This window comes from Vicinamibacteria bacterium, from assembly GCA_035620555.1.
In the GTDB taxonomy this organism is placed as follows: Bacteria; Acidobacteriota; Vicinamibacteria; order Marinacidobacterales; family SMYC01; genus DASPGQ01.
This window is the reverse complement of record DASPGQ010000282.1, coordinates 1-10,632: the sequence shown is the minus strand read 5'-3', so window position 1 is coordinate 10,632 and position 10,632 is coordinate 1. Positions and strand designations below refer to the sequence as shown.

General features: G+C 61.7%; 10 protein-coding genes. 4 read left to right on the top strand and 6 right to left on the bottom strand.

Annotated features, from left to right (window positions below):
* Positions 1-639 precede the first annotated feature (639 nt).
* From VEK15_11560 to VEK15_11550, 3 genes are read right to left on the bottom strand one after another with little or no spacing between them, the layout of a single operon-like run.
* Entirely contained in the window at positions 640-1,596 is a 957-nt protein-coding gene (locus VEK15_11560; GenBank protein HXV61324.1) for a 2-oxoglutarate and iron-dependent oxygenase domain-containing protein, read from the bottom strand.
* A gap of 17 nt (positions 1,597-1,613) precedes the next feature.
* Positions 1,614-2,051: a hypothetical protein gene (locus VEK15_11555; protein HXV61323.1), complete on the bottom strand. Its 438-nt coding sequence runs from the start codon at positions 2,049-2,051 to the stop codon at positions 1,614-1,616.
* Positions 2,048-3,145 (bottom strand): glycosyltransferase family protein, encoded by a 1,098-nt coding sequence (locus VEK15_11550; GenBank protein ID HXV61322.1) that lies wholly within the window; start codon positions 3,143-3,145, stop codon positions 2,048-2,050. Before VEK15_11550 ends, VEK15_11555 begins: the two co-directional genes overlap by 4 nt.
* A gap of 146 nt (positions 3,146-3,291) precedes the next feature.
* On the opposite strand from VEK15_11550, the gene VEK15_11545 reads away from it, so the two are divergent.
* Positions 3,292-4,536, top strand: a complete 1,245-nt coding sequence (locus tag VEK15_11545) for a hypothetical protein (GenBank protein ID HXV61321.1) — start codon at positions 3,292-3,294, stop codon at positions 4,534-4,536.
* 138 nt (positions 4,537-4,674) lie between these two features.
* Here the strand turns inward: VEK15_11545 and VEK15_11540 are convergent, their stop codons facing one another.
* From VEK15_11540 to VEK15_11530, 3 genes are all read right to left on the bottom strand, one after another.
* On the bottom strand, positions 4,675-6,870 hold the full coding sequence (locus VEK15_11540; protein HXV61320.1) for a TonB-dependent receptor: 2,196 nt from the start codon (positions 6,868-6,870) through the stop codon (positions 4,675-4,677).
* Between the two features lie 73 nt (positions 6,871-6,943).
* Positions 6,944-7,906 (bottom strand): M56 family metallopeptidase, encoded by a 963-nt coding sequence (locus tag VEK15_11535; GenBank protein HXV61319.1) that lies wholly within the window; start codon positions 7,904-7,906, stop codon positions 6,944-6,946.
* Positions 7,903-8,358, bottom strand: a complete 456-nt coding sequence (locus VEK15_11530; protein ID HXV61318.1) for a BlaI/MecI/CopY family transcriptional regulator — start codon at positions 8,356-8,358, stop codon at positions 7,903-7,905. Before VEK15_11530 ends, VEK15_11535 begins: the two co-directional genes overlap by 4 nt.
* A gap of 347 nt (positions 8,359-8,705) precedes the next feature.
* Here VEK15_11530 and VEK15_11525 point away from each other — a divergent pair, with 347 nt between their 5' ends.
* The 3 genes from VEK15_11525 to VEK15_11515 form a co-directional block, all read left to right on the top strand.
* Positions 8,706-9,287: a prepilin-type N-terminal cleavage/methylation domain-containing protein gene (locus VEK15_11525; protein HXV61317.1), complete on the top strand. Its 582-nt coding sequence runs from the start codon at positions 8,706-8,708 to the stop codon at positions 9,285-9,287.
* 139 nt (positions 9,288-9,426) lie between these two features.
* Positions 9,427-10,290 (top strand): hypothetical protein, encoded by an 864-nt coding sequence (locus VEK15_11520; GenBank protein HXV61316.1) that lies wholly within the window; start codon positions 9,427-9,429, stop codon positions 10,288-10,290.
* Positions 10,291-10,318: 28 nt separating this feature from the next.
* A partial coding sequence (locus tag VEK15_11515; GenBank protein HXV61315.1) for a hypothetical protein occupies positions 10,319-10,632 on the top strand: 314 nt, incomplete at its 3' end.

The window sequence follows — 10,632 nt, the reverse complement described above, 5'->3', positions numbered from 1 at the left end:
CTGCACCTCCAAGAACTGATCCAGCACCTCTTTGGCTCGATCGAACCAGCCTGCTTCGAACATGAGACGGCCACGATGGAACTGGACGGTCTCCAAATCGGGGCGGAGCTCGGCGACACGGTCGAAATCCGCCAAAGCCAGATCCCAATGGAAGCTCACACGGTGGAGCTCACCGCGGGTCAAATATAAGTCGGCGTTCGCCGGATCTCGCTCGATTTGCCGACTGAGCTTTTCTATCCGGAGATGGGGTTCTTCATGAGCAAGCGAAAGAGCGGAGCAGATGGCAAGGAGGATACCCACGCCGAGAGCGCACCGAAGAAGAAATTTTGCTGTCTGTCGAATGGGGCAGAAAGCTAGAAATCCGTGATCCCTTTCCGACCAACACATGGGAGACCTCGCGGTTTCTCCTGGGAATCGGCCTCATGGTGGGACGGACTCATACGTGCGCTGACGGTTTTGATTCCCAAGCTGAATAATGGCATTCACATTGGGTGAATCGGCGAAGCGAAAATTACTGGAGTATTACACGAGTCGGCCCGGATACGTCAATATGAAGTACTTTCCCCTGGGCGCGGCTGGCACCGACTCTGCGGGCGTCGTCGACCGATCCCATCGTCGTGCTGCGTAACGAGTGAGAATTTAACTTTCGGGAAGCGAGCCGTAGACTTCGTTCAGTCGTTTGGCGAGATATTCTCCGGCGAGGATCGGCGGGTACCGGCTCGGCCTCTCCGGTCCCGAGCAGGTGGGCAGGCAATCGATGAGGGTGTCGTAATTCGTTCCAAAGAAGAAGGGGATGGCGTAGCGCTCTCGGCCCGTGCGATTGACGACGCGATGGACCGTGGCACGGTAGACGTCGTTCGTCCAGCGAGCGAGCATTTCACCGAGGTTCACGACGAACGCCCGGGGCAAAGGCTCTACCTCCATCCACTCGCCTCTCTGGTCGCGAAGCTGGAGGCCGGTGACGTCTCCCGGATCCAGGATAGTGAAGCACTCGTAATCGCAGTGCTCGCCGATTCCCAGGAAAGCCTCGTCGAGCGGTTCCGACTGCGGGGGGTAGTGGAGCAGGCGCAGCTGGGCGATGGGGCGGTCGATCTTCGGCCGAAAGAAATCATGAGGAAGCTCGAGGCTCGCGGCCAGGATCTCGAAGAGGGTGCCTGCGATCCGAATCATCTCCTCGAAGTAGCTCTCGACGGTTTCCCGGAATCCGGTTAGCCCCTCGGGCCAGAGATTGGGCCCGTACATCCGGTAAGCAACCGGGTCGCTGACTCCCTCGGGAGGCACCGGAAACGTGAAGTCGAGCGCCTCCTTCTCGTCCCCCTTGCCCTTGGGATCCGAGCTCTCGCCGCGGAGGGGAATGTAACCTCGTTGCTTTCGAGCTTTTTCGAAATGGACCCGCAGCTTCTCTTCGAGCGGAAGGGAGAAGAAACTCCGAGAGGCCGCTCGAATCCGGTCGAGAAGCCCGTCCGGCAAACGATGGTTCGAGACGTAAAAGAAGCCTGTCTTGAGGCATGCGCTTCGTAACGCCCGGGCCGTCCGCCCCCGATCTCCCCGAAACCAGGGCTCGAGGTCGATGACCGGAAGGTTTGACCGAACCATTTCGTCAGGGCCGAGAGTCATGGAACGATGAGCAGAACCGCGGCGAACGATCCGAGGATCCAGTAATCGAGCGGCAGACCCAGCGCCCATCTCTTGTGCCACCAGACATCGTGGCGGGTGAACTTCTTCCAGCCGTAATGGGGGTTGAGCAGGAACCACAGCAAGTCCTCGATGATCCAGAACAGCGTGTAGCCGCCGACGGCATGCAACTCGGAGCGAACCGACCACGCGCCCGCCCAGAAGAACGGAAGGTGAAAGGCGAAGAGCACGAAGAGGAATGCCCAGGCGTGATAGCCGGTCAATGGCCGGCCACCGAAGAACCAGTCCAGGAGGACATGGTGCTCGATCCGCCAGGTTGGGAGTTTCTCCGCCCAGCCGTGACGCCCCTCGATCTCGATCTCGAGCTTGGCGAACATGAAGGCGGCGATGACGATGAATACGAGGAATGCGATCATGCGAGACGATTGGGCCTCTTCTTCCCTTGCGCAACCCGTTCGAGAAGCCGATCGAGGTACGAGAAGAAGAGCGAATTGTCCGTGCGCCGGTAAGCCGACAATGCGGCGGAGAACTCGTCGATACGCTCGAGGAATTTGCCCAGTACGGAATCCTCCAGCTTTCTCGCGGCGCGGCCGTAGCCGAGATGCTCGAGATAGCGGGCGTTCAGCTCCTGCTCGAATTGTCCCTCGATCGGTACCGAAAGCATGGGAACGCCGAGGCTCACGGCTTCGCTCATGAGCGAGAAACCGCCGCCCGCCACCACCGCCCGGGCGGTGCGAAGGTCGTCGAGGAACGCCTTGCCCGCAAAACGTCTGAAGGCCACGTTCCCCTCTTCGCTCTCCTCGTCGGCTCCGTAGACTCGGAACGGAACCGGGCATTTCCTGAGAATGTCACGCAACTCGTCGACCGCCATTCCACGGAAGTAGATGACGACGTGTTCTCCTGGCTCGCGCTCGGCGGTGAGAACCTCGTCTCGGAGAATGGGAGGAACGAGAGTCGTGTACTTCTTTCTCACCGGAGGGAAAAAGAACGTGGCAATCAGATAGTGATAGGCCTTGGGCACCTTCATCTTCACGGCGAGACGGGCCAGTCCGAAGTCGAGCCCTTTTCCTTTTTTGAGTGCCTTTTGGTGTTTGCAGCGGTTGATGATCTGGATATTGTCGACGCTCACCACCGGGACACCGTGGCGAAGACCGTAAAGCGCCGCCCAGGACTCGAAGTCGCTGATGACGACCTCGGGTTGAATGCCGTCCTCGGCGATTTTGCGATAGACCTCGATGTTCTTCTTCACTCCCTTCGGAGCGTTCCTCAGGTTCCAGAAGAGACTACCCTTGCGGTCGAGGCGGTTTCCGAGATATCGCAGCGTCAGTCCGTGGATCTCCTCCATCGAGATCTTCTTCCGACGGGCGAAGCGCTCCTTGAGGAAAGTGTGCGCCTTGCCCGAGACCACCACCCGGACTTCGTGCCCCAAGTCGAGGATGTGATCGAGCACGACCGCGCTTCGGGTCGCATGACCCATACCCTCTCCCACCACACCGTAGAGAACTCGCACGCGCGCCGGCCCAACGAGAGCAGATCCTCTTTCATTTCGGGATTCTTGTCGAGCGCGATTTGCGTGTATCCTGTGCCGGCTTGGAGGCCAACCGGGCGTGGATGAGTCGCGCCGGCGTGGCGCTCCCGGGACCGAGGTGGGAAAACATGATGCGTACGAATCGTAGAAAGAACGTCGTCATCGGGGCAGGGCTTTTCGCCGCCCTCGTCGTCCTCGCAATCGTTCAATTTGCGTTGGACCGGAGCCTGGCGGCGCAGGAGGCAAGCGTTCAAGCGCCGATGTTCGAGGTCGATCCCTTCTGGCCGAAGCCCCTGCCGAATCACTGGGTCATCGGTTCCACCATCGGAGTGACGATCGACTCCAGGGATCACGTCTTCGTCATTCATCGCGAGGGCACTCTGAACGAATCCACTGAGATCAGCGCCGCGACCGACCCGCCGACGGCGGTCGAATGCTGCTCTCCGGCACCTCCCGTCCTCGAGTTCGATCCCGAGGGCAACCTCGTGGGTCACTGGGGCGGACCGGGCGATGGCTACGACTGGCCGGAGTCTAACCACGGGATCACGATCGATCCCATGGACAACCTGTGGATCGGAGGAAACGGGCAAAGCGATTCCCACATCTTGAAATTCACCCGGAACGGGAAGTTCCTGAAACAATTCGGTCACCCGCATGCCCGTCGAGACAAGAGCTCCTCCGGCTCGGAGCCGAAGTGGATCGGTGGGAGCCACGACAAGGAGAGCTTCGGCCGAGTGGCCAAGATTTCTTTCGACGCGAGGGGCGAGGAAGCTTTCGTCGCCGACGGTTATCTCAACAAGCGCGTCGCGGTGCTGGACGTCGCGAGCGGCGCGTTCAAGCGGTATTGGGGCGCTTACGGCAACGAGCCTGACGACCGAGACCTCGGCCGCTACGACCCCAAGGCCCCACTGGCGCAGCAGTTCCGCAACCCGGTACACTGCGCCGAACCAACTCACGACGGGCTTCTCTATGTCTGCGACCGGGTGAACAATCGGGTTCAGGTATTCCGTCTCAGCGGAGAATATGTAAACGAAGTCATCGTCGCCAAGGAGACCCTCGGGAGCGGGGCCGCCTGGGATGTGGCGTTCTCGAAAGATCCCGAGCAGAAGTATCTCTACCTCGCCGATGGCAAGAACGAGAAGGTCTACATCATTGATAGAAAATCGCTCGAGGTACTGACGAGCTTCGGAGATGGCGGACGCCAGCCGGGACAGTTCTTCGGGGTGCACAGCATTGCCACGGATTCGAAGGGCAACGTCTACACGACCGAGACCTACGAGGGGAAGCGCATCCAGAAGTTCGTCTACAAGGGTCTGGGTCCGGTCCGCAAGAAGGACCAGGGCGTGCTTTGGCCGACTTCGAGTAACAATTAGTGCTCAGTGCCGTGGCGGGACCCGCAATCGCCCGGCCGCCACGGCTCGGCCTTTTGCGGCGCTTCGCGCCGATCTCGCGGACAGAAGTTTTGGTCGCCGCTCGGCAGGCTGGGCTGTAGTTCTTCATCAGCCTGCTGACTAGTCCGGTCCGAGGGTAACCACGACGGTGGCGACGGCGGAGATGCCCGGGGCGGGCACGGCACGACGGTCCGTGCTGACAGGGTAGCTCGTGTTCGTGAGGTTTCGCGCCAGGAAGCGGAGTCCGACCTTGGAGGTCATCTCCCAGCCCGCGGAGAAGTCCACCACCCCGTATCCCGGCGTCGCCACCTCGCTCGGCCCCGGCTCGTCGTCTTCGGCGAAGACTGCTCCCCGGACCTGAAGATAGCCCCGGCCCGCGCTGAGCTCCCTCCGCAGCTGGAGGGTCAAGGTCGTCGGCGGAACGTCGTCGAGCGGGGCGTCGTCGTCGAGCGCCTTGCCTCGAGACGCGTAGGCGGAAAGCTGCAGGGAGAGCTCGCGGCCTAGCTCGGCCTGGAGCTCGAGCTCGACTCCCTCGTTGAGCGCCCGGCCTCGATTTCTGAAGAAGAAGAAATCGGGCTCGTCCTCGTACCGCTCGATGAGATCGCGAAAGCGGTAGTGGTAGTAGTAAATGGCGGCGCGCCATCGGCGGCTGGTGTAGCGAACGGCGGTATCGAACTGCGTCGCGGTCTCCGGTTCGAGATCGGGGTTGCCGGTGATGAATCCTCGTCCGGTCACGCCGCGGAAGTAACGATCCGAGATCACCGGATCGCGAAAACCGCGGGCGATTTGACCGGTGAAGCTCCATCCACCGAAGCTCCCGACAGTCGCTGCCGCGAATCCGGAGAACGCGCCGTTCGCGGTGTCCCGATCGCCGAAGAACCCCCCCTCGTTGTGGGTGGTGACTCGGTCGACGCGACCCCCACCCACGAGCTGGAGCTTGGGGTGAACGTTGCCGTCGAGCGATGCGAACAGCCCGGTATCGACGCGACGACCGTTCTCGATGGTGATGCGCTCGTCGGTCTGGAGCTCGTTTCCCGCGAGATCGTAATCCACGACGAAATCGCGTGCCTCGAGCCCGAAGCGTCCGTTGAGATCGACGCCGAGCTCGAGCCTCGTACCGCCGAAGAGTTTTTCCGCCACGGCGCGGACGGCATAGTCCTTGGCATCCACGTCGGCCCGCTCGATGCGTCTCGGCTCGTTCTCGGTGGCGAAGGTATCCTGGTCGGTGACGATCCGATACGAGCCAACAAACGTCGTCACGTTCAAGCGGCTGAGTCCCCAGAGCGAGATCCGGTCGTAGCCCGCGGTGAAACGATGCGAATCCTCGGTGGGATAAAAGAAACGCGTGATGTGTGAGTTGGTCCTGGGGCGCTCGACGTCGCGTGCCAGATCGCTCATGAATCCGAAGCTCAAGACGCCGCTACCGACGAGAGTCTGGACCTTTCCCAGATACCCCTGGTCCCGCGAGCCGGAGTTGAACACGGTTCCCTCGGGGCTGTCGTAGTCGTCGAACTCGCGGTAATGCGCCTGGAATAGTACGCCGCCGTTGGAGAACCCTTGCGTCACCTCGACCCCGGCACGGCCCTGGGGCACGCCCGCCCCGAGGCTTCCGATGAACCTCATGCCGAAGGGAGCCGAGGGCTCCGGTCGTCGGGTCCGCACCTGAATCACACCGCCAAAGGCGTCCGAACCGTAGGCGACCGAGCCGGGGCCGCGAGACACCTCGAGTGAATCGACCACGAACGGATCGAGAAAAGTCGCGCTCGGTCCCACACGGCGCTCCGCCGTCACCCGGGCTCCGTCGATGAGAAGGAGAGTCCTTCCTCGTGCGAGACCCCGTATGACGGGCACTTCGGCGCGTCCCTCGGAGATCGTCGCCACACCGGGAACGTTCTCGAGCGCTTGCCCGAGGTTCACCGGCAGACGTACCTGGACCTCCGAGCGAGGAAGCAACGTCGTGGCTGCCGCGGGCGTGTGCTCGATGCTGGGAGCGGTTCCGGCGGTCACAGTCACCGATTCTTGGACCAGGGCCTGCACTTCGACGACCACCAGGCCGTCCTCGGGGAACGACTCGATGAGGACCGGTTTCATGATGCGCCCTCCGGGCAAGATCACGAGGATCTCGAATGGCAGCGCTGGATCGGGAACGAACGTGAAACGACCCTCGGCATCGGTGAAGGCCTCACCGGTTCGACCGAGCACCGTGACTTCGGCACCCGCTACCGGGCTACCATCCTGCTGGCGCACCACTCGCCCTTCGAAAGCGCCGGCGGCGCCGGCGACCAGTAGCACCGAGCCGAAGAGTGCGGATCGCATCGCGAAACGAGGAGACATCGAGATCTGCACCATAGACCGCCGGCGTTGCTACTACCAGCTTTCGTACTTCGGGCTACTGAAGAAGGGCGACCACCAATTCGGTGAAGGTGTGCAGACGATGGAGCCAGCCGGACGGCGTCGCCGCGATGACGAGGGCAATGGAGGCGGCGAAGAAAGGCCAGGGCGTCGCCCGCACGAACGAGCTCTCGCACGGCTTGGGAATCCCGGTCAGATATCCGATCCGTCTGGCGAGTCCGCTCTGGCGATAAAGCGCCGTCTCGAGCGCGGGAAGGGGACTCGTGCCCACGGCAAGCCGCGCGACCTTTACGAGAGCCGAGGCGAGTGGAATCGCGAGCGCGGCCCCTGCGCATCGATCGGCCGCCTCTTCTGTCGCCTCGCTCCATTCACGCTCGAGTAAGCTACCGAGGTTCGTCCAGGTGAGCAAGTCTGGAGCCCCTCGTACGAGATGGCGCGTGAAGTTATCCCCGCGTTTCAAATGCGCGGTCTCGTGCTCGAGGACGGCTTTCAGCTCTTCTTCGGAGCAGGCCTCCTTGACGCTGCGCGCGACCACGATGCGGGGGCGGCACACGCCGACCACGGCCACGACAGGAAAGGGGAGCTCGACGAGGACGGTCGGAACCGGCGCCTCCAGGGCAATCGGCTCGGCACCCGCGAGCCAGCCCTGAACCAGCTGCCGGGTCCGACGCCAGGCGACGAACGTCGCGATCGGTCCCCGCAGGAGTAGAGCCGCCGCCAGGAGCGCGGCGGCCACCATGGTCGCGCTCGTCACCTCGACGGTGTCGCGCGGCTCGTGGAGGACGAACGCGGGGATGAAGAAGACCACGGTGAAGACGATCGAGGTGAAGCTCGGAAGGAGCCGTAGCGTGAGAATGAACCGTGCGCGTCGGGCCGGTGCCAGCTTTTCGATTCGTCCCCGAAGCGCCCACCAGGCCATGGCGGCGACGAACGATCCCACGGCACTGGCTGCGCCAAATGCGAGTACGGCGAGCAAGGTCCCGAGAACGAGAAAGCTCACTCCTCCTCCTCGTGCCGAGCGCGTCGCTTCTCTTTGACGAGCCGCTCGAGCTCGTCGAGCAGCAGCGCATCGCGACGGCTCACCGCTTCCACGAAGCTCATCAACAGGGGCCGTGCCGATGCTCCGGAGCGGACACCCTCGAGTATGGTCGCGAACGCATCCTCGGCGAGGTACGCTTCGAGTCCAGCACGCGTGAAGCGGGGCATATAGAGGTAGGCGCGCCCCGACTTCGTTCTGTGGAGCAGTCCCTTCTTGTGCAGCCGATCGAGTGTGGTCATGAGCGTGGTGTAGGCAGTCGAACCGAAATAGGGCTCGAGATCCCGCACCGACGTCTCGCGCCATCGCGTCCAGAGCACGTCGAGCACCTGGAGCTCCAGCTTGCCGAGGAAAGAGGCGAGGGTGGTCTGCCGTTGTCGACGGCGGAGGAGATCGAGCAGCGTGCCTCCCGTCACCCGCGCATTATAACGATTGCGGTCCCCGGGAAAACCGTGGAGGAGGGGTGGCGGGCGGCGTCATGTGAAGGGATGCGGATGATGACGCCGCCCGTTGAGGGCGCGTTGAGGCGCGAGTTACTTGTATCCTGCGAACGTAACCGAGAAGTCACCGCAGCATGAACATTGGGTTATTTATTCGGAACGCGGAGGAGCAAAGAAACGCACCAAACTGGAACTCGGATGACAAAAAATGTGAGCCCGAGTTCGGGTGGGCTTGTAACCTCATATACCATAAGGTGTTGATTTGACTGCTAACGTGGCACCATAATTGCTTCCAACAAAGCGCGGGTGCGGAGAACTTGCGTATGATGCTTCCGAGTATTCAACTGCGAGTCGATGGTGAGAGAAACGATGAGCGTGGGTTCACTTTGATCGAGCTGCTCATCGTGATCGCGATTATCGGTATCATCGCCGCGATGGCGGTCCTGAACATCCTCCGCGCGGTCGTTACGGCGAACGAAGCTCAGGTGATCGGAGATACGCGCACGGTCTTGTCCGCCGAGCACGCCTATGCGTCGGCGAACGGCGGGTTTTTCGCCAACGTGACCAACCTCTGTCGTGGCGGAGCGAACTGCAACATCGGGATCCCGAATTATCCCACGACGGCGCCCGCATTCCTCGGCAACGATATCGGACGCGTCTCACCCTACACGAAGGGCGGCTACACACGGCAGTGGATCGGCTTGGGTGGAGGCGCCCCTCCGGGACTCTCGGCGAGCCAGGATCCCGACAGCGTCGTCGATTTCTGCTACCAGAGTTACCCCGCCGGCCTCGGCTTGACGGGTGTGCGTTCTTTCACTGGAGGCCCCGCGGGTATTGTCCACGTGGATTCTCAGGGGCTCCCGATCGCATGCCCGATCCCCGCGGGAACCGCGTTTCTCGAGTAGCCCGACCCGCTGGCGAAGAATTCACGCTAGCGCAACACTTCGTTCACCGTAGGCTTGCCTCGAGGCCCTACCATGATTGCGGTCGGGGGATCTTGCTCTTGCGTATCGCCATCATTTCCGACACGCACTTCTGAGGGAGATGGTCGGGATCAACTTGCCCTTGAACCAGCTCGCCTGTACCGGGATCGGTCAAGCCCAGCCTCTCGCTGAGCTCGCCCGCCAAATCCAGCGAGAGATGAGCGCAGGGCGGACGTTCTCGCTGAGAAAGTATTTCGAGCGCTTCGAGAGTTCTCTGCGCGAGAGCTCCAATCTGAGCTGGGCCAAACGGAAGGCTCTTTCCCTAGCAGTCGGTTGGGGGCGGAAGCGCTTTCTCGCCATGCTCGAGGGTCTCGAGCAGACTCGCTACAGCCGCGAGTTTCTGATGCGCCCCACGGTACGCGAGCGTTTCCGGAGCTACTACCGCTACTCGATTCGCGAGATCGACCGGCTGCGCCACGAGTACTCGATCGAGATTCCGAGACCCACTCATTTCGTTTTCGGGCATACCCACCAACCGATTCCCTGGGATACGCACGAGCTCGTGGACATCGTGGATGGACAGCCGGTCTCCTTCTGCAACACGGGCGGCTGGATTCTCAAAGAAGATCGAGCCTCTCTCGATTTCGTCGGGGCCGAAGTCCTCATCTACGAGAGCGGGTCAAGAATGCGATCCGTGTCCATCCGCAGCGACGATCTCTATCCCATCGCGGCCGGTCCAAGGGAGGAAGAAAATACGAGGGGCAGCCCTTTTAAGCTTGGGGTCCGGACAGGACCACCCCTCGTGAGGGAGGCGCGAAGCCTAGGTCCGCAGAGTAATCAAGTCACATCACAGCTTCGTCAAGCACAAGTTAAAAGACGGTTAACCTCGATCCGACAACGAGATCTCGGGACCCAATCGCAGTTTTCTTCCCTTTCCTTGGTCTGTCAACCAGGGTGTGTTAACATGCGCGTAACATTGTGTTAACGTCACGTTCATCTGGAGGAGGATGGCCGTGTCACTCTGGAAATACACCTCGGTTGCAGTCCTTGTCATCTTAGCGCTCGTAGCGCCGGTTCTCGGCGATGAGACCGCCCTGAATCGGAGCATTTACGTACCCGTCCAGTTCAGCCCCTGCGAGCACCTCGAGAATGCCATTCTCTACCGTGGAGACACGGCGATCCTCGAGCTCCCCGGCATGCACGTCTTTCAGTTCACCTACTACCCGAGCCTCTCCCGGCTCGAGCCCGAGCTCGATCGTGTCCGGATCGAGGGGAGCCACGATGGAACATCGTTTCGCTCGGAAGTCGTGGTGACGCCGGCTAGCGT

Excerpts from the sequence above, each read along its gene's own strand:
- VEK15_11560 (HXV61324.1), bottom strand. The coding sequence starts at position 1,596 with ATGGTTCGGTCAAACCTTCCGGTCATCGACCTCGAGCCCTGGTTTCGG.
- VEK15_11555 (HXV61323.1), bottom strand. The coding sequence starts at position 2,051 with ATGATCGCATTCCTCGTATTCATCGTCATCGCCGCCTTCATGTTCGCC.
- VEK15_11545 (HXV61321.1), top strand. The coding sequence starts at position 3,292 with ATGATGCGTACGAATCGTAGAAAGAACGTCGTCATCGGGGCAGGGCTT.
- VEK15_11540 (HXV61320.1), bottom strand. The coding sequence starts at position 6,870 with ATGCGATCCGCACTCTTCGGCTCGGTGCTACTGGTCGCCGGCGCCGCC.
- VEK15_11525 (HXV61317.1), top strand. The coding sequence starts at position 8,706 with ATGATGCTTCCGAGTATTCAACTGCGAGTCGATGGTGAGAGAAACGAT.
- VEK15_11520 (HXV61316.1), top strand. The coding sequence starts at position 9,427 with ATGGTCGGGATCAACTTGCCCTTGAACCAGCTCGCCTGTACCGGGATC.